The organism is Lutibacter agarilyticus, assembly GCF_900188235.1.
GTDB classification, from domain to species: Bacteria; Bacteroidota; Bacteroidia; order Flavobacteriales; family Flavobacteriaceae; genus Lutibacter; species Lutibacter agarilyticus.
Window position 1 is genome coordinate 257,389 of the sequence record NZ_FZNT01000006.1, and the last position, 20,542, is coordinate 277,930.

The 20,542-nt window shown below is 29.2% G+C and carries 15 protein-coding genes; 1 reads left to right on the forward strand and 14 read right to left on the reverse strand.

Annotated elements, in window-relative coordinates; translation table 11 throughout:
- Positions 1-126: 126 nt before the first annotated feature.
- The 14 genes from CHB67_RS11800 to CHB67_RS11865 form a co-directional block, all read right to left on the reverse strand.
- Entirely contained in the window at positions 127-1,410 is a 1,284-nt protein-coding gene (locus CHB67_RS11800; protein WP_089381991.1) for an alpha/beta hydrolase-fold protein, read from the reverse strand.
- 896 nt (positions 1,411-2,306) lie between these two features.
- Positions 2,307-2,831: a hypothetical protein gene (locus CHB67_RS11805; RefSeq protein WP_089381992.1), complete on the reverse strand. Its 525-nt coding sequence runs from the start codon at positions 2,829-2,831 to the stop codon at positions 2,307-2,309.
- A 902-nt stretch (positions 2,832-3,733) separates the two neighbouring features.
- Complete coding sequence (locus tag CHB67_RS11810) at positions 3,734-4,339, reverse strand: hypothetical protein (RefSeq protein ID WP_089381993.1); 606 nt, start codon at positions 4,337-4,339, stop codon at positions 3,734-3,736.
- A 162-nt stretch (positions 4,340-4,501) separates the two neighbouring features.
- Positions 4,502-5,461, reverse strand: coding sequence for a putative phage abortive infection protein (locus CHB67_RS11815; protein WP_089381994.1), 960 nt, complete (start codon positions 5,459-5,461; stop codon positions 4,502-4,504).
- 769 nt (positions 5,462-6,230) lie between these two features.
- Positions 6,231-6,818 (reverse strand): hypothetical protein, encoded by a 588-nt coding sequence (locus CHB67_RS11820; protein ID WP_089381995.1) that lies wholly within the window; start codon positions 6,816-6,818, stop codon positions 6,231-6,233.
- A 110-nt stretch (positions 6,819-6,928) separates the two neighbouring features.
- The gene (locus CHB67_RS11825; RefSeq protein WP_089381996.1) at positions 6,929-8,062 is read right to left on the reverse strand and encodes a helix-turn-helix domain-containing protein; all 1,134 of its coding nucleotides are present in this window, start codon (positions 8,060-8,062) and stop codon (positions 6,929-6,931) included.
- 790 nt (positions 8,063-8,852) lie between these two features.
- Positions 8,853-10,430, reverse strand: a complete 1,578-nt coding sequence (locus tag CHB67_RS11830) for a hypothetical protein (protein ID WP_089381997.1) — start codon at positions 10,428-10,430, stop codon at positions 8,853-8,855.
- A 257-nt stretch (positions 10,431-10,687) separates the two neighbouring features.
- A complete protein-coding gene (locus tag CHB67_RS11835; RefSeq protein WP_089381998.1) occupies positions 10,688-12,742 on the reverse strand; it encodes a response regulator in 2,055 nt (684 codons plus the stop codon).
- 47 nt (positions 12,743-12,789) lie between these two features.
- Positions 12,790-13,986 (reverse strand): tyrosine-type recombinase/integrase, encoded by a 1,197-nt coding sequence (locus CHB67_RS11840; RefSeq protein ID WP_245813522.1) that lies wholly within the window; start codon positions 13,984-13,986, stop codon positions 12,790-12,792.
- A gap of 860 nt (positions 13,987-14,846) precedes the next feature.
- A complete protein-coding gene (locus CHB67_RS11845) occupies positions 14,847-15,251 on the reverse strand; it encodes an LETM1 domain-containing protein (protein WP_089381999.1) in 405 nt (134 codons plus the stop codon).
- 22 nt (positions 15,252-15,273) lie between these two features.
- A complete protein-coding gene (locus CHB67_RS11850) occupies positions 15,274-16,620 on the reverse strand; it encodes a peptide MFS transporter (protein WP_089382000.1) in 1,347 nt (448 codons plus the stop codon).
- A 155-nt stretch (positions 16,621-16,775) separates the two neighbouring features.
- Positions 16,776-16,967: a cold-shock protein gene (locus CHB67_RS11855; RefSeq protein WP_089382001.1), complete on the reverse strand. Its 192-nt coding sequence runs from the start codon at positions 16,965-16,967 to the stop codon at positions 16,776-16,778.
- 197 nt (positions 16,968-17,164) lie between these two features.
- Entirely contained in the window at positions 17,165-17,533 is a 369-nt protein-coding gene (locus CHB67_RS11860) for a nuclear transport factor 2 family protein (protein ID WP_089382002.1), read from the reverse strand.
- Positions 17,534-17,737: 204 nt separating this feature from the next.
- Positions 17,738-18,037, reverse strand: a complete 300-nt coding sequence (locus CHB67_RS11865) for a hypothetical protein (RefSeq protein WP_089382003.1) — start codon at positions 18,035-18,037, stop codon at positions 17,738-17,740.
- 466 nt (positions 18,038-18,503) lie between these two features.
- Between CHB67_RS11865 and CHB67_RS11870 the strand changes: the two genes are divergently transcribed.
- Positions 18,504-19,703, forward strand: coding sequence for a 6-phosphofructokinase (locus CHB67_RS11870; protein WP_089382004.1), 1,200 nt, complete (start codon positions 18,504-18,506; stop codon positions 19,701-19,703).
- Positions 19,704-20,542: the final 839 nt, after the last annotated feature.

Below are 20,542 nucleotides of genomic sequence, written 5' to 3' on the forward strand. Positions count from 1 at the left end.
AGGATAGTTGCGCGATTAAGCAACTAACTTAGCAAAAATGGAACGAACCAGAGGGAAATCCGCAGGATTTTCCGAGTAGGCAAGAACCAAGCAATTATTTTTACACATTGTTGCCATTTCGTTGTTTTAATTATGGTTTATCAATTTGTGTAATTTTTCCTTTAGAGCTTTGTTTTCTCCAATATCAAGTCCTTTTTTGAATGTTTTAATTGCATTCAAAGTGTCAGATAGTTGTATATAACAATTACCCATAGTTTCAAAGGCATCTGTACTTTTTGGATAGTTATTAATGTTTAGAAGAAATAACGCTTTTGCCTTATTGGGTCTCTTGCTAGACATAAATGCATTTCCAATTAGTTTAATTAATCTTTCAGGAGGTTTCATTTCTTGACCAAGTTTGTCTGAAGCGACAGCATAGTGATTATTTATTATGTTCAATATCTCTTGAGTATTTAATTTTGATTTCTCCAAAATTAAACCTTTTACATTTTTTAATTCATACCAAGAAAAAAGGAAGCGAAGCCCATCATACTCTGTTATTAATGGAATACTACCGTGGTTATCTTTAGGATAGTATTTCCAATCAAATTGTAACTTATTATCTTTTTTAGTGTCAAGAGAATTTACGAATTGCAATATTGATTTTATATGAAAATGAGAAGGAGTGTCGGGAATATCATCATTTAGGATTTTGTCAATATTCAACTTAGGCTCTATTCCGGTTTCCAATGTATTGGCTACACCGACATAAAGTGCTTTATTATCAAATTTTTCCACTGATATTATGGAATCAGCTAAATTTAAAAAAGCACGATTATCCCACCATAAACTTGGGTCTATAGCTATATAATTATTAAATAGTTCTTGTCTATTTACTAGGGCGTTAACAACGCTCAAACCACCTAAAGAGTGACCAACGAAAGTTCTGTATTTAGATGCAGAATAATTTTTCTCTATATAGGGAATAAGTTCTTTTTCCATAAAACCAAAAAAACTATTTCCGCCACCTGAAGGATTTTGAATACCATTTTTAGAAATGGTTACGTGACCTGCTTTTGGAGGAGTAAAATCCAAAGTCCTATTTGTATTTGTTATTCCAACAATTATCATTTCTGGAACAATAAAATTTCTACTTAAATGTTCAACTATTCCAGTTACAGAATTAAATTTTGAAGGTCCATCTAATAAGTATAAAACAGGGTATTTATTTTTATCAGATTTTACATCTTTAACACGCTCAGGTATGTGTATCCATAATTCGCGAGATTCGCCCAAGATTTCGGAGTAGATACTATCTATTTGTCCGATTACAATTTGATTTTTTTGAATTTCATTCTCAATAAATTTTGTTTTCTTTTTACAATTAATCAAACTGAAAATAATGAATGCAAATAATAAAAGGTTTTTCATATTGTAATTAATTGCTAGATTTTTCCACAATGAATGGCAACGGGCTTTTATAAGATTTGTGCGACTGGAAAATCGGAGATTTTTCGGACGTAGCAAATCGTTTGTTGGATGTTAATCAGTTCGTTATTTAGTTTAAAAGTAAGCATAAATTTTATGAGTTGTTGTAAAAAGTAACTTTTTCATTCCATTGCTAAAAATCGAATCGATTCAATTCTCAAAATCCGTAATAATTAGCAAAATCATAAATGTTTCTCGTTTTAGTTAGATTTAATCATTTTACTTTTTGTTTTTTTATTTCTCCGTTTTGTTAGAATTTATCTTTTTAGGATTTCGCTCCGCCTATTTTTCTCCGCAATTATGCTAAAATCAATACGTTTCATTGCTTAATTCGGTTCTGATTGAGATTTTATACGTTTCAACTTTTCACTCCGTAATTGTGCTTAAAATCGTACCGATTCAATTTGCTTTTTTTGCGTTTCAATTCTCAAACTCCGACAACAAAATAGTTAGTCAATAATCTAACTCATTATACTAAAATTGTGGATTTCCGAGGGAAATCCGTTATTTTTTACAACTGAATGTATATGAAAAGTTACGGTTTAATTAACCACATTTTTCAGCCATTCAAAAAGTAAATTTAAGTAAAAAGAATATAATATTAACAATAGAGAAGTAATTTTTTATATGCCGATAGTTGCTTAACGTTTTAGTGGGATAAAAATTAGCTTAGTTGAAAAAGCGAAATGATTTTTATTTTTTTTGAGCGTAGGCGATGGCAGTAATGCCAAATTCATTACAAGTAGCACGTATGTAGTTGGCGGTTTAGAAAACATTACTCTCGTTTTAGAATAAAGATTTAGAAACGATGGAAAATATAAAACAGTTAACGAATATAATTATTGAACTTTTAAAGAATCATACTCTTGATTTATTAGGTTGGATTTATGATAATGGATATCTGACGAATCCTTTAAAACTTTTGTTTGTTTTTTTTCCGATTGTTGGGGTGATGATTTATCGTCCTCTATTTTTTCTGATTGACTTATGTATTTATTTAATCCAAAAATAACTAATTTAATAAAACTAATAATTGCAATCAATTGAACTAATCTTTTTAAATATAATTCCCATATGTTTTTCCAAAATATTTTTTTAAAACCTCCTGAATTTAAAAACTCATTTATAGTATATTCGTTAGCTAAAAATATACTTATATCTCCACTTAACATAGGTTTTGGTAATTTTAATTGTTCCTTTTTTATTATGAATAGAAGTTTATCTATTTCTAAGTTAGAAAGCTTATTTAAATGTTTGTTACCTTTTTTTACTTTTTCAACGGTCGTATATCCGTTTCCTTTATATTTAATAATTGTAAAATCTTTTAATAGAATATCTAACAATTTAGCTTGTTTCCAATTCATAGTATATCAATTTTTTAACACGTGTAGATTGCAAAGAAAAAAAATAAAATAGGCGGTTAAGCATTAGGTTTGATGAAAAAGCCACCAGCTAATATGTTATGCAACGGGCTTTTATAAGATTTGTGCGACTGGAAAATCGGAGATTTTTCGGACGTAGCAAATTGTTTATTGAATGTTTGTCGTTTGTACTAAATCAAATTTAAGCATAAATTTTATGAGTTGTTGCAAGTTTTAGCGACACGCTATGCTGATAATTGAATTTTAGTACTTTCCGAGATTTGTCATTCTTGTTCTTTATAAAAATCCTTTTGTTTTTTGTTATTAATTTATCTTTTTACTTGTTTTAGCGTTTTGCAATTTTTCTCCGTTTCAATGCTCAAATCCACTCTGATTTTAAATTTCTCCGTTTCATTGAGCTTTTTGCGTTTCAATTCTCAAAAATCAGTAGAGTAGAAGTGAACTCAAATTTATCATTTTTATTTAATTTGTCATTGAACTAATTAAAAAAAAAATCAATTTTCTCATTTTACTAAATTTGTTATTAAGCTAATTTTAATCAGCTTAATTTTGTCATTTTAGTGAATTTATCATTGAACGAATTTTTAATGAACTTAAATTTATCTTTTTAGTTTAATTTGTCATTTAATAAATTTTAAATCAAATCAATTCTCCGATTGGTTTTATCTTAAAATCTATTTTATTAAACTCAATTTTATCTGTTTTGTTTCTGACCGGAAAAATTTATCCGAGCTATTACTTGCAACTGGCTTTTATAAGATTTGTGCGACTGGAAAATCGGAGATTTTTCTGCCGTAGCAAATCGTTTGTTGAATGTTTGTCGGTTGTACTAGTTCAAATTTAAGCATAAATTTTATGAGTTGTTGTGCCTAGTTTTTTTAATCTTAAAATATATATGTTGTCAAATACCAAACTAAAAATCCACAGAAAACACTAATAATTATCGATATGAATATTTTCTTAATAGTATTTTTCTCATCTTTTGCCGTTTGTTTAGTCGTTTTTTTCTTTGATGATGATTGAAATTGATCTCCAGTTACTTTATTCTCATTATAAATAATATTACCACTAAACACTTTAGAATCTATGGACTTTGAATCAATCGTTTTTTCATCTTCATCATCAATCATAAGAATAATTTCATTTCTCATTGATTTTATTAAACTTTTTAAATCAAATATTCCATTTCTCCATTCTCTTTTGATATGTTCTCTGTCAGTTGTAATGATTTTAAAATCTCCAATCTTTGTATCAAAATTAATTTCATTCCAATGTTGTATAAAACCTTGTCTACCGGGAAATTTCACGTTTATAAAAGCTGCAACTTCTTTTAATATATCGTCAAGTTTTTGGTATGTATCCTTTAATAATTCTTTATCTTCTTCTGTTAATTTGTATCCTATTTCAGAAGCTCTTAAATGGAGTATTTTCGGTAAATTATTTAACCTATCTAAAAGGTTATCAATTATATTTAAATCTTTTTTAGTCATTTCTCAAATTAGGCACAACGGGCTTTTATAAGATTTGTGCGACTGGAAAATCGGAGATTTTTCTGCCGTAGCAAATTGTTTGTTGAATGTTTGTCGTTTTGTACTAGTTCAAATTTAAGCATAAATTTTATGAGTTGTTGTACGTAGTTTTTTAGTCATTTTTTAAAAAACCTCAAATTCAGGTTTTACATCTTTAAGTTTTCGGTTGTAGATTGCGTAATGAAAATTATATTTTTTCACTAATCCAAAATCAAAATTTTGTAAAATATCAAACTCTTTTATTAAAAATAAAAAATTTGGATAACCTGTTTTTGGTTGTAATGCGTTATACAAAATTAAAAACAATTCATCTGATGATAATTGAGCTCTTGCAATTGACGCATAAAATTGTTTTTTCTCATTTTCAATTAGTTTGGAGAAATAAATGAATTTAAATATGTGATATATGTTTCTAAAATAGTGACTCCACAATTGTTTATAGTCTTTATAATAGAATTCTTTATATGCATTATCGATTCTAGTTTCCGCAATATCAATATTTTCCGGCTCATTATTTATATAAATAGTTTCGCCTATAGAGTTTTTTGATTTAATTGAATTAACGGATTTAAAGCGAAAACTAAGATCTTCGAAAGCTTTGGAGATTATCTCTCTTTTTTCAATTTTCTCATCTGAAAACCCTAAATTTCTATTAAAGTTAAATTTATCAATTATTTCGTGATGTAAATTTAATAATTGGAAAAATGTATTTTCAAATCTTTGAATTTTTAATGTTTCACTTTGTTCTTTAAAAACTTCTCTTGTTTGTTCGAGTTCAACTTTTTGTAATTTAAATTCCTCAATTTGTTGATTTAAAGCTTTTACTTGGGCATTTAAAGTTTCTCGATTTATTTGTATATCGGTTCTTTGTTCAGTTAAAGCAACATAAAATAATATTACTCCCGCCAAGGACCAAATGGAACCTATAACACCTCCAATGAAATCTCCAAATTGAGCTATCTTTGCTGAATTAATAATTTCTGTTGTTGAAAGGTTTTCTTTCCATATGAAAAGAGAAAATCCTATTACGAATAATAATAATCCTATCCATAATAATCTAATACTGTTTTTTTCGTTTAGCATTTTTTTTTAAATTACGTACAACGGGCTTTTATAAGATTTGTGCGACTGGAAAATCGGAGATTTTTCGGACGTAGCAAATTGTTTATTGAATGTTTGTCGTTTGTACTAAATCAAATTTAAGCATAAATTTTATGAGTTGTTGTAATTTTTAACGACACGTTATGCTGATAATTGAATTTTAGTACTTTCCGAGTTTTATCATTCTTGTTTTTTATAAAAATCCTTATCTTTTTTGTTATTAATTTATCTTTTTACTTGTTTTAGCGTTCTGCAATTTTTCTCCGTTTCAATGCTCAAATCCATTCTAATTTTAAATTTCTCCGTTTCATTGAGCTTTTTGCGTTTCAACTCTCAAAAATCAGTAGAGTAGAAGTGAACTCAAATTTATCATTCTAATTTAATTTGTCATTGAATTAATTAAAAAAAATCAATTTTCTCATTTTACTAAATTTGTCATTGAACGAATTTTTAATCAACTAAAATTTATCTTTTTAGATGAATTTGTCTTTTTACAAATTTTAAATAAAATCAATTCTCCGCCTGTTTTTTATCTTAAAAATCGATTTTATTAAACTCAATCTTATCTGTTTTATTTCTGACCGAAACAGTTCATCGGAGTTATTAATTACAACGGGTTTGTGTATGAGTAGTAGCGATTTTATAGACACTACTTTTCGGAAAGTAAAATACAAAATAAAAAGTAATAACGATTTAAGTTATAAACCAAATCGCTATTACTTATACACGTTGTTGTACAACGTTTTTATTCTTAAAACTGATAGCCAATACGTAAGTGTAGATTTACCGCAGTTTCTCCTTTATTTTTTGAGAACCCAGCATTTTTAGAAAAATATTGAATATAACCAACTCCAATACCAGTTTCATAATTAAAATGTTTTCCTAAGTTTCTTCTAATTCCCCAAGTTGGAATTATTGATAAGTTATCTACTATTTGTGCATTGTTATCATCTCCAAAATCGAGTAGTAAATCGTCTGAACGAAAACTTGTTTTAAGTGAAAAGAAATTTCCACTATTATTATCTATTCGTTTTGATTTACTTGATCTTTTATCTAGATTATAATACCATCGTGGTTCTAATGTAATAACGGTAGTCAGAAGAAAACCAGCATTAGGATAGAAATCATCATTATCATAAGCATCAAAACCTAATTCAGTTCGTAGAGCAATTTGATTTGATAGTTTTAGTTCATTGTTAATCCATAATCCAGCAAATCCTGTTTGAATTCCGAAAATTGATTTTTCTACACTCTGTTTTTGTGATTTTTCAGGAGTGTTTTGTGACGTTGCAATTAAAGCAAGTCCGCAAATTAATAATGTCAATACCTTTTTTTTCATTTTATTATAGTTTATAAATTTAACTGCAAATCAATAAATTTATAATGATTTAGGTTGACCAATAGAAGCATTGGTGCGTTATTATATGTTAAAAAAAACATTGAATAACTTTAAGAAATACTTTTTTTGAAGTCAGAAGGAGAGAGACCAGTTTCTTTTTTAAAAATTCTATTGAAACTGGTTCTTGATTTAAAACCGCATTCGGACGCAATTCCAAATAGATTATAATTTTTATAGCTATCTAAGTTTATTTTGTCTTTTACAGCCTCTACACGATACTTATTTATTAAATCATAAAATGTAGTGTTCAAGTATTGATTTAACATTGTGGAAAGTTTTTTGTCTGTTGTAGAAAGCTGTTCAGCTAATTTTCCTAATGTCAAATCTTCGTTCAAATAGGGCTGTTCAGTTTTTATAATAAGTTCAAGTTTGTTTTTCATTTTTTCAAATTCTTCTTTTTTCTCAGAAGATAATGTATTCTTTTTTTTCTTATTAATTTCAGGCTCATCAACTTCATTAACTAATAAAAAAGATGGTAATAATACTTTAGATTGGTTTACACCATAATAAGCCAAATATGAAACTAGGATAATCATAGCTAATACAGAAATATTATCAACATTCCATTGGAAATCACCAAAAAAGAATTCATATATTTTAAGTCCTATATCAATGATTATAATACCTAATGCAGATAAAAGCATAATCTTTATCCAATTAAAATCGTATTTTTTTAGGTTCGAATATTTATATTTAGTCAATTTTCGATATTTTGATAACAATCGTAGTGAAATAATTAAGTATAGAATAAAGTATAAATTTTCAATTCTTATTATGCTACGTATAAAATTTGTATGTGTGTAAGCCAGTTCATCTATCTTAAAATTATTGAACAATATTGTTGGAATTGTAATGCCAAAAGCAAAAAAGAAAGTAGGAATAAAATGTACTAAAGTGTTTTTCACTAAACTATCTTCTTTTAAGAATAGTGATTTTACATAGAGAAACAATAAAGGACCTAAAGTAATTATAGTAATATCATTTGGTAGAAATGTGAGTCTTATTAGCCAAATAATATTATGTAATGAAGCATAAAAATAGATAGAAACAAAAAATAGAAGTAAAAAAAATACAATTAATATTTTTTGAGGCAATTCTTTCTGTTTTATTCTTAGTAGTCTTAATAAAACTATTGCAATAATTACGATGCCACTCACTAAAAAGAAGTCTAAAATTAAATTCATTAATTAAAATTTAGTTTTCTGAATGTTTGTAATGTCCATTTGCATAGTTTTCTAATCTATAAAGTTTGTGTTGAGCACTGTATTCTAATGTTGTACAACGGGATTTTATAAGATTTGTGCGACTGGAAAATTGGAGATTTTTCTGCCGTAGCAAATCGTTAGTTGAATGTTTGTCGTTTGTATTAGTTCAAATGTGAGCATAAATTTTATGAGGTGTTGCCTTTTAGTTGCTTTTTTGTCATTTTGTTCAAATCATTATTCATATTAAAAATAATCCGTTTCAATTTTCAAATCTGCGTTTCAATCGTAAAAATCTGAAATTTGTCTTTTTAATTTAAATCTTTCAATTTATAGTTCTCCGTTATGCTAAGTTTATTTATTCAATCTTCAATTCCGTAATATTACTCAGTTTTGTTGTTACCGCTTAAAATCTAATTGTTTTTCTTTATCGAAATCAATGTAAATATCATTCCAATTATTATTAATATATTACCAACTATCCCGACAATAGTTCTCTTTTTTAAATCATTAAAATCAAGCTCATAGTAATTTAAAATCAGTAAAATAATACTCAAAATTATAGCCGCATAGCTTATTATTATTAATATCCGTGTATTTTTTTTCATATATGTATTTTTTTCGCAATTAAAGGCAACGGGTTAGAGCATGAAAAGTTGCGGGTTTGAAAACGCAATTTTCCGATGTTTAAAATTAATGTTTTTTTGTTTGATGATTATCATATTTACAATGAATTAGCTATTTTTTATGCGCATTGTTAGCCACTGGGCTTTTATTCTTTCAACTCAAAATATTTTCCCAAAGTATTAAACGTAAACACTGACTTTACAAATATTTCATCTAAAACTTCAATGTAATTACTATCGGTAATTCCGAAATATTCAATAGCTTTCTTACAGTCTTTATTAGATTCGCTAAATGTGTGAGCAATTAGTCCAGACCTTAAATTTTGAAGATTTCTTAAAAACACAAACATATCGGGAATGTTCATTCCTTTTGATTCCAAAAACTTTTCAAACTTTCCAATTCCTCGAATTTTAGAATCTAAATTTAATCCTTTTGTTAACTCCTTTTCATTTAGTCTATCAATAGTCAGTTTTACTATTGTTAAGGTTTGTTCACAGAAAGATTTTACATTGTTTGTAGTTATCTTATGTAATGCTGTAAATAGATGCTCATCTGTTTTGGATAATGGTTTGTACAATTGCCAACCAAACTTTTCTTGCCATTTTTTGTTGAAGCTTTGATATTTTGATTTAAAAAACAAGTCAACTGTTTCGGGTTCTTCTGCCCATTGACCTTCTATCATAGTTCTGTAATAAGTTCGGCTTATATTCATTCCTTCTTTTGGTGGAATGTTATATTGTTTCCAATGAAGTTGTTCCTTTTCTGGAAGCATTCTTAAATTGGTAAGAAATACTGGAATATAATCGTCAACATTATTGTCTATTTTTAATCTAAAAAATTTTGAACCAACGCTGAATCCATCAACTTGGTATTTGTTTGGTTCATTGTAATATTTATTTAAAACCTCTTTTTTGAAATAGGTTACTTTGAATTGATTTCCATCTGTTTTTCCGCAATCTTCATAAATTAATTCTCCTTCGTCATCAATTCCGATTATGAAGCTTTCATTTTTAGATTCTCCGAAGTCAAAATGTGATTTTTTTATGCCATTTGGTTTAATGAATACTTTTCCCATTACCCAACTTTGAGTTTTGTCGGATACATTTCGAATTAAATGACTGTAAATAAACTCGTTTTCTTTGATTAATTCATCCTTGTGTTTTATGTTCCAATCTGAAGGGATTTTTTTTAGCAATCTCATAAAATCATAGCAAACTACGAAGTTCATATCTCTCATTGTGATATATTCTCTCAAATACTTGATTTTAACTTTAATCAGTTTTGGCTCAATAATTAGTACTTCGTCCAATTCTCCATAATCGCTTACATAATAAAATGTGCGGTTTTGTTTGTCATTTCCTTTTTCGTAAAGTCTAAAGTAGAGAACAAATTCTTCTGCAACATCTATGTATTTTATTGAAGTTTCTTGTAATGAAAAACTTTTGTAAAATAAAAAAGGTTCTAAACCTTCTTCGTCATTGGATTTATATGTGTTGTCTCCAAAAACAGATGGTTTTCCTTCACTTCCCATAGAAAGTGGCCAACTATAGTCTTCACTGTATTTATCAACTTTGTCATTTGATATTAGACAGCAATATATTCCAGCAGAATCGTCAAAATCTTTAGAATCGTCTTCGTATATTTTCAACCAACCGTTTTTGATTAAGAACTTGGATTCAATATCTTTTTTTTTGTCCTCTAAAAGAAAATAATCTTTCTCCATTTTTTATTTGTTCAGATTGGTTTTCGCCTTGTGGCTAACTTGTTATATCAAAACTATATTAACTGTTTATCGGGTTAAATTTCCGGATAAACGTATGTTTTTACTTTTTTATCAGTTAAATAAAATGCTCGAAATAACAATTTTTAAATTTTTAACTAAATTAAACATTTTTTTAAATAAACAAAATATATAAAGTACCAATTACTCTTAATCTTTTATTTCATTACCAAAATAAATAACTTAAAAACAACAGCTCTTTAGTTTATAATAATTTTGGCCAATAATTTAAGTAATTGATCTTGGTCTATAGGTTTCGAAATATACGAATCGCATCCAACAGCAATTGCTTCTTGTTTAAAATTTTCTTGGGCATAAGCCGTTTGTGCAATTATATAAACCGTTTTATTAAATTTTCGAATCGCTTTGGTTGCTTCATAGCCATTTAATAAAGGCATTTTAACATCCATTAATATCACATCTATATCAGTATTATTTTTAACCAACTCAACCACCTCTTTACCATTAGTAGCTCTAATAATATTTTTGGCCACACCTTCCAAAGAGGTTTTTAAATATAAAAAAGACATGTTGTCATCTTCAGCAATTAACATATTTAGTTTATAAAACGGTGTAGATTTTATGAATTCTTTTTTTTGTGGTGTTTTTTGTAATTCAATACCATTATTTAAATTAGGAATACGAACATAAAAAATCGAACCTTTGCCAGTTTCTGACTCAAGTTTTAGCGCTCCATTTAATAATTCAACATAGCCTTTTGAAATTGATAAGCCCAAACCAGAACCTTCATAACCACTAGAATGTGAGTAGTCAGCTTGTACAAAATCATCAAAAATGGTTTTTTGCTTATCAAGCGGAATTCCAATCCCTGTATCTTTTATCCAAAATTCAACAGCCTCATTACTTAAATGGTATTTTAATTCAACATAGCCCTCATGGGTAAATTTCAATCCATTTTTAATAAGGTTTGTAAGTATAGAGTTTAGTTTGTATTCATCTGTATAAAATGGTTTAGACAATGTAGATGATCCTTCTTTAAAAATTAAATGTAGTCCTTTCTCAGATGCTTCGTGCATAAAAAACTCACATAGTTCGGTGATGTTTTTCTGAATATTAACTTCTTTAATGCTTGGTTTTTCAAGTCCCGATTCAAGCTTAGAAACATCAATAATATTATTAATAGTATCTAACATTCTATGCCCGCTTTTCTGAATAATATCAATAAATTGAGCCTGCTTTTCCGAAGAATAATCAACTGTTTTTAAAAGATTGGTAAACCCTAAAATACCGTTCATAGGTGTTCTAATTTCATGACTCATATTAGCCAAAAAGGCCGACTTCATTCTGTCGCTTTCTTGTGCCTTATTTTTCTCTTGTTCTAGCTCGGTCATTATTTCAGAATTCAATTCTAATTGTGCTCTAAGGTCTTTAGTTTTATTTCTAACTTTTGTTTGTAAAATCCAGTTAGCAATAAGTAATAATATAAATAATGTTATAACAATTAAACTTATTATTAATATTGTTTCAATATGCTCTTTCCAATTAGTTGGGCTTTTATCATACTTAGCAATCCATTCATCATAAATTTGTTGATAGGTGCCATTGGCTAAAATAACTTCTAAACCATTATTTAAAATAGAAGCCAATTCTGGAACATTTTTTGAAACCTTAAAGCCCATAGACCGCTCTAAAATTCTATGATCAAAAGGTATTACATAATCTTTGTTAAGTTGCTTTGCATAATACATAGCACCTGTTCTTTGCCCAAAAACACAAGTTACATCTTCTCTATCTATTGCATTTACTAAATCTTCGTAAGATGTAACAAATAAAAATTGCGCAGACGGATTAATAGATGTTATATAATGAATAAGAACATCGTTTTTCCACATAGCTATTAGTGGTTTTTTTGATGTTCTTAAATATTCAAGCGAAAATTTAGTTAAATAATTACTATTGAATAAAAAGCAATGCGACGTATTTATGGCCGATCGTGTGTAAATATATTCAGAATCAAGACTCCCAGGGAAATGAAATCCACCTATGGCATCAATTTTATCAGATGCAAGCGCATTATTAATTTTTTTCCAGTTACCGCTACTAATTTGTATATCGGTTTTATATAAATCTATAATAGCATTTAATAAATCAACATTAAAACCTACAAGTTCTTTATTTTCATTTAAATAATTATAAGGTGGATAATTATCGCTAAACTGAATAGTATATTGAGCATTTAGTTTACAAATAGAGAATGTAATAACCAATGCTAGGCTAATTATTTTATGAAACATTTTAATGTTTAATTGTAAGGTTAAATTGTAGTATAAATATAACTGATTTAATTAATATTCCCAGATATTTTTTTAGTAAAGTGAGTTGAATTTCCGTTATCTTGTGATAAACTTTTTAAAGCAATATCTAACGGGCTTTTAATATTCAATAAATCTTTTTTACTTACATGTGTGTAAATCATAGTTGTTTCAGGTTTTGCGTGGCCTAGCAACTCTTGTATATAGCGTAAATCAATTCCATTTTCTAATAAATGCGTAGCATAACTATGACGTAACGTATGCGGAGTTACCTTTTTTGAAATTTTAGCCATTTTGGTTGAACGGTGTAAAAATGCTCGCACACTTTCTGAACTGTATTTAACACCAGGTTTTCCTTCAGCAAAATAAGTAACCGGATCAAAACTATTTACGTAATTTAATAACAACGGAATAAAACTATCTGCCAAAATAATATGTCTGTCACGTCTTCCTTTACTATTTTTAACAATAATCTGTCGGCGATCAATATCAATATCTTTAAGCGTTAAATTTAACAGTTCACTAATACGCAATCCAGCACTATAAATCATAGCCAATATAGCACGATGTTTTAAATTTTTGGTACAACGCAATAAATCTATAATTTCTTCTTTACTTAAAACCGTAGGCAATAATTTACTTTTTTTAGGGCGTTTTAATTGTATTTCGTCTATTTTAGATTCAGGATAAAAAGCCTTAAATACCTTCATAGCACTAATAAATTGCCTATGTGTACTAATGCTATATTTCCTCGGAATAAAAACATCTTCAATAAACAACTCAATAGTACGATTGTTTACGCTCTCTAGTTCAGTATCCTGTATATAATCAAAAAAATCAGCCACAAAAGTAAAATACGTTTTTACAGTGCTTTCACTAAATCGTTTACCTTTTAAATATTTTACAAATAAGCGCAAAACGTTTTTATTTTCTTCGGAAATATTACGCTGTTTACGAAGCGGTATCACCGAAATACTTTCATAAACTGAAGCATCTAACTTAAAAGAAGCACTATCTTTTAAAGCCTCTTTTAAAATAGTAACATTTTCTGAAGAAAAAGGAGTGTACCAACCTTTCAAAGACTGACTCCAATAATAACCCCCTAAAGCCTTAATTTGTTCCTTCATTTTGAAGTTAAAATCGAACAACACCAATAGCTGCACCTTATTTCGGTGTTCAACTTTTTTTAACAATAGGGTAGGTAAAGAATCCTTTTTTTGTGTCATATTATTTTTCATAGCTAACCAAAAATACACTTTTGAAATCAAAATAAAAAATAGAAACCAAAAAAATATCAGTTCATTATAAGTAAGTTACGTAGTAATTAATAGGTTCGTTTCTAAACCCTCTGTCATTGCAAGGAGAGTGGAATGTTCACTATACCATAAAGGCTATGTCATTGCGAGGAGAGATAACGACGTGGCAATCTCATCATTATTGTTCCCGATTTCAATGAAAAAGATTCCCAATCAAGTTGGGAATGACGTTTTTTTTTTGAAATATCCACGACACTATAAACCCTCTGTCATTGCGAGGAGAGATAACGACGTGGCAATCTCATCATTTTAATTCCCGATTTCAATGAGAAAGATTCCCAATCAAGTTGGGAATGACGTTTTTTTTTGAAATATCCACGACACTATAAACCCTCTGTCATTGCGAGGAGAGATAACGACGTGGCAATCTCATCATTATTGTTCCTAATTTCAATGAGAAAGATTCCCAATCAAGTTGGGAATGACGGCTGTTAGCTGTTGACTTTCGACTTGTGGTTATTTACAACAAACCGTCCTATGAATATTTCTGTAGAAAATACATCTGAAGAAAAAGAAACAGGCGGTGCTGTTTGAGCTGTGCGAGTTCAGCGCATGTCTTTTTTGAGGATTGAATTTTAAAGAAATCTTCATCAGACTAGACTTTTTTGGTTAGCTCACTCATTTATTATTTTATGAAGTATTCGTGAATCTCCTATGTCGATTTCATTTTTGGGCAATGCAAAAAAGAATAAGATTGTTTAGACTTTCAAAGCAAAAGGTTTCTGCCTTCACAGGAATGACGTTGCTTTTGATATTTCAGCTATTAACACTTATTCTAAGGTTGTAGCATCAGGTTTGTCCTTCGATTTAAAATTTGAAGGATACAAATCGATCCCTTTTTTTTCAGCTACTTTTAAAATAAAAGGAATAATAATACTTGCACCAGGAATTAACATAAAAGGCACACCAACACCTAAAATTTTAAAAACATCATACACCTGAACTTTTAAGTGTTTTTCTTCGTCTTTAGTAATTTTTTGTTGGTAAAGATATTTTACAATTATGCGTGAAGTTTCCTTGGTGTCATATGCTTCATTTTTAACACCAATTAAAAAGTCTACCAATGCTTTAGAAACCTTCTTTTTATTTTTAATTAAAATTAGTGTAAATTCAGATTTACGCTTAATCTCAATTAAAGAATCTTCAAAATTAGATTTTTTTTTATCTTCAGCCATTTTTAAATTTCAAAAAAAATAGTTATTCAGCTTCTACAATTGGTAAAGCTTGTACCGTATCGGCTCCGTGTGTTAATTTCTTTAACTTCTTAACAAATATAATTAACAACAGTCCAAATGCAACACAAAATGCAAATACGCTCATAAATATAGTGTATTCACCGGCATCTTGCGCAGCTTCACCAATCCATCCAGCTACTTTATTCCCTAAACCGCTAACCATAAAATAGGCGCCCATCATAAAACTTGCATATTTAACCGGAGCTAATTTTGTAATAAAAGAAAGTGCAACAGGAGAAATGCTTAATTCGCCTACTACATGTAAAAAGTAAGCACCAAGCATCCAATATATAGAAGCTTTTCCATCTAAAGAAGTAGAAGTTTCAATAGCTGCAGCTGCTAATAATAAAAATCCAAACCCTGTAATTACAGTACCTACACCCATTTTAAATAACGAAGAATCTTCTTTTCCTTTGTTACGCCATTGTGTCCAAAAATAAGCGATTGGAACACCAATAATAATCACGTAAAAAGCATGTAACGCTTGTAAAAAACTGGTAGGGACAGTAAAGCCAAACATGACTCTATCAATTTTATCACGTGCATATAAATTCATCAATCCGCCAGCCTGTTCATAAGCGCCCCAAAAAACAATCACAATGATAAATGATAAAATTAAAACCACCATTCTATCTTTCTCAATAGCAGTTAGTTTTACTTTTTCAGAACTTCCTTTTATACGCTCAACAGGTACAAAATTACCAACATCTTTCAAGTATTTTTGCCCCCATATATAAACAAGTTGTCCTAAAAGCATTCCAATTCCTGCCAATCCAAAGCCATAATGCCAATTGATAACTTCACCTACATAACCAACCAATAAAGGAGCAATAAATGCGCCAATATTAATTCCTATATAAAAAATTGTAAAAGCGCTATCTCTTTTAATATCTCCTTGTTTATACAAGCCACCTACCATTGTTGATATGTTAGGTTTTAATGCGCCAACACCCAAAACAATTAAAACAATTCCGGTATAAAAAGCCCAAACAGCATCAAAAGCTAACACAATATGACCAATACAGAGTAAAAACCCACCCAACATCACTGTTTTTTTCTGACCTAAGAGTCTATCAGCTAATAAACCACCAGGAACAGACATTACATACACCATCATTGTATACCAACCGTACAATTCTAAGGCAGATACTTTATCCCAACCTAGTCCTGGGTTTATTTCGCTTGTTTTCGCAGTTAAGTATAGAATTAAAATGGCACGCATACCATAATAGGAAAAACGTTCCCACATTTCAGTGAAAAATAACACGTACAATCCTTTAGGGTGTCCCCACAATGTTTTTTCGGCCATAGTAAAAAAGTTACATTTAAAAAGCTAAATATAGTATAATATTTAAAAACAGGGTTGTTTGTGATACATAAGAAGTAATAAATTATAAGCACAAAAAAAAGCCTATCAACATAGTTGATAGGCTTGTACATTAAAAATAATATATATAGTGTATATTAGATTACTTTTACGTTTACTGCGTTCATTCCTTTTCTACCTTCTTGTAATTCGAATTCAACCTCATCACCTTCACGAATTTCATCGATTAAACCTGAAATGTGTACAAAATGTTCGCTACCTGAACCATCTTCTTTAATAAATCCAAAACCTTTAGTTTCGTTGAAGAATTTTACTGTTCCTTTACTCATGATATTTATTATTATATTATATAAGTTGCAAATATACAATTAATTAATAATAAATAGCAATAATTAATTAAAATTTTAAAAATTCGTAATTCATTATAAAAAAGTGGCAATCTTTTATGGTTAAAATAAATCTCATGATTGATTTCAACGTAGTATAAAGAAATTATAATGTCCAAAATTAGACTTATAGTTTTTATTTATTGAATAGCATCAAAAGCTTGCTTAGTGTCGGTATATTGTTGAAATTCAATAGCTTTTCCATTTTTTAAAGTCCATAAATGCACAGCCTGTGCAAATATTTTTTTGGAAGTAGTTTTATGCTTGGCATCATACCTTCCAATTACTAATACCTTAGAGTCATTTATTGTATAAAAGTTTTTATCTACCACTTTAAAATATTCCCAATCGGCACCAATTCTTTGGAAAACACCTGCAATAACAGCATCAGGACCTATATATGGGTTTCCGTTGGCATAAATAAAATTTTCAGCTTCATTCCAAACTATAGCAGGATCCATACCAGCTACAAGCGAAGGAATATCACCTTTGTCAATAGCACTGTACATTTGTTTAACAGCATCTAAATGTTTGCTGTTTGCAGCTACTTCTTGTAAAGCAAGTACAAGAGGGGAGGCATCCCAATAGCCATATTCAGTTACAATGTTACCATTTATAAATTGAAATGTTAAATGAATTGGAAGTGTTATGTTTTTCTCATTAGCGGCTAGTGTTCCTTCCCAAGTTCCCCAAAAGTTTACCCAAATTTCACCCTAATCAGTTTCAACCATTTCATATTCTAATCCTTCATCAATAAAACCTCTTGAAGAAAATTCGGCATCTGTAGGTGCATGGTATTCTGGTAATTTACTAGCTTTAAACGATTGTGAAGAATTAAAATACACATTTGCAGTATCAGCAAAATGTGAAACAACAGATGCATATTCTTTGGCATTGTAATTCGAAATTAATTTTTTTACGGTTTCAATTTCTTCAGATTGTTGTGTGTAACGTTGTTTTTGACAAGATGTAAGAAATAACAATACCATCCCTGTTAAAAGTAGATTTTTCATGTGTGAAAAAAGATTAGTTAGTAGTTAGATAACATAAATTTAACGTTATGTTATTTGTAAATATATAAATAAAAAGCTGAGAAATTAGCGATTAAATCTGAATAATGTTAAATAATTGAAGATAGTTTAATCTTTAATTGTAGTATCTAAGGTGGTAATATTTAGTTGAATAATGATAACATATTTAATAAATAAATGTCTAAAACTTTTTTATGATTTATAAATATAGGGGTATTTTAAAAAAAATAAAGAATTGATGAAAACCAATTAAATTATTGATTAGATGTTAAAATAGGTAAATATAAATCGTTATATTTGAGAGTAAAACCATTCAAACAATATGTTATTCGTCTTTAAATAATTCATAATTATGACTCTTTTTATGATGTTCATTTTTAAGTAAATGAAAAGATCAACATAATAACATGCACAGTTTAAAACTTAATTAATCATAAATATAAAAATCATGGCGAAAAAAAATAGAGGTACTATTGCAATTTTAACAGGAGGAGGAGATGTTCCTGGTTTAAACCCAGCAATTAGAGCAATTACAATTAGAGCAATGCGTGAAGGGTATAGGGTTATTGGTTTAAGAAGGGGATGGGCCGGTATTGTTGAGTTAAATCAAGATAAAAAGGCAGATAATAGTAATAATTTTATTGAACTTACTCAAATTATTGTAAATAGAGCAGGTAGAACAGGAGGAACATTTTTACATAGCTCTAGAACACGACCTAGTCATTTACCAAAAGATAATGTACCCGAACAACATAGAGATACTTATAATGAAGAGTTTAACGATATGACTAAAGTTGTATTGGATAATTTGGCTTTTTTAGGCGTAGATTTTTTAATTCCTATTGGAGGAGACGACACCTTAAGCTATGCCGTGAGGTTGTATAAAGAAGGATTTAAAGTAGTTGCCATTCCAAAAACAATGGATAATGATGTACCGGGGACAGATTATTGTATTGGATTTAGTACGTGTATTACACGAACCATAAATATGACCAATACTTTACGAACTTCTGCAGGTTCTCACGAGCGTTTCTTAGTGTTAGAAGTATTTGGAAGGTATGCAGGTTTTACAGCAATGTTACCAACTATGGCTGGTGCAGCTAACCGTTGTGTAATTCCTGAATTTAAATTTAATATTGAAAATTTAACCGAACATTTAGTAAAAGATCGTTATGAAAATCCTAGTAATTATTCTGTGGTATTGGTTTCTGAAGGTGCTATGTTTGAAGGTGGAGCTATGGTATTTAAAGATGCTGTAAAAGATCAATTTGGACATGCAAAATTAGGAGGTATTGGAGATGCTGTTTCTGAAAATATTAAAGAATTATCTCCAAAATATAATAATGGTAAAAAAATAAATGTCATCAATCAAAAATTAGGGTATTTAGTACGTGGTGGAGATCCTGATGCTGTAGATTCAATTGTACCTATGGCGTATGGAAATTTAGCCTTAGACCTTATTTTGAAAGGAGTTCACGGACGTTTAGTGGTATTAAAAAATGGTCGATATGATAATGTACCTATTGATGTGGTAGTAGGAAAATCAAAATTAGTAAATATTGAAAAGTTTTATAACACAGATCGTTTACGTCCATATTATAATAGTTTTGAAATGAATCCGCTTTTTATTATGACGAGTGAAGGTTAAAATAATAGTCACCCTCAGCTTGGCTGAGGGTCTTTTACATTAAAACTCTATACAAAAAGATTCCCGTTTTCAAGGAATGACGTTTCAAGTTTCCCCATCATGCTGAACTTGATTCAGCATCTAGCCACAATAATACTCTAACAACAAGAGTGGAATGTTCACTATACTATAAACCCTCTGTCATTGCGAGGAGAGGGGAATGTTTACTATACTATTAAGGCTATGTCATTGCGAGGAGAGAAAACGACGTGGCAATCTCATCATTATTGTTCCTGATTTCAATGAGAAAGATTTCCAATCAAGTTGGGAATGACGGCTGTTAGCTGTTGACTTTCGACTTGTGGTTATTTACAACAAACCGTCCTATGAATATTTCTGTAGAAAATACATCTGAAGAAAAAGAAACAGGCGGTGCTGTTTGAGCTGTGCGAGTTCAGCGCATGTCTTTTTTGAGGATTGAATTTTAAAGAAATCTTCATCAGACTAGACTTTTTTGGTTCTTTTTTGGGCAATGCAAAAAAGAATAAGATTGTTTATACTTTCAAAGCAAAAGGTTTCTGCCTTCACAGGAATGACGTTTCAAGTTTCCCCATCATTCTGAACTTGATTCAACATCTCATCACACTAATTCTCTAACAATAAGAGTGGAATGTTCACTGTACCATAAAGGCTATGTCATTGCGAGGAGAGATAACGACGTGGCAATCTCATCATTATTGTTCCTGATTTCAATGAGAAAGATTCCCAATCAAGTTGGGAATGACGGCTGTTAGCTGTTGACTTTCGACTTGTGGTTATTTACAACAAACCGTCCTATGAATATTTCTGTAGAAAATACA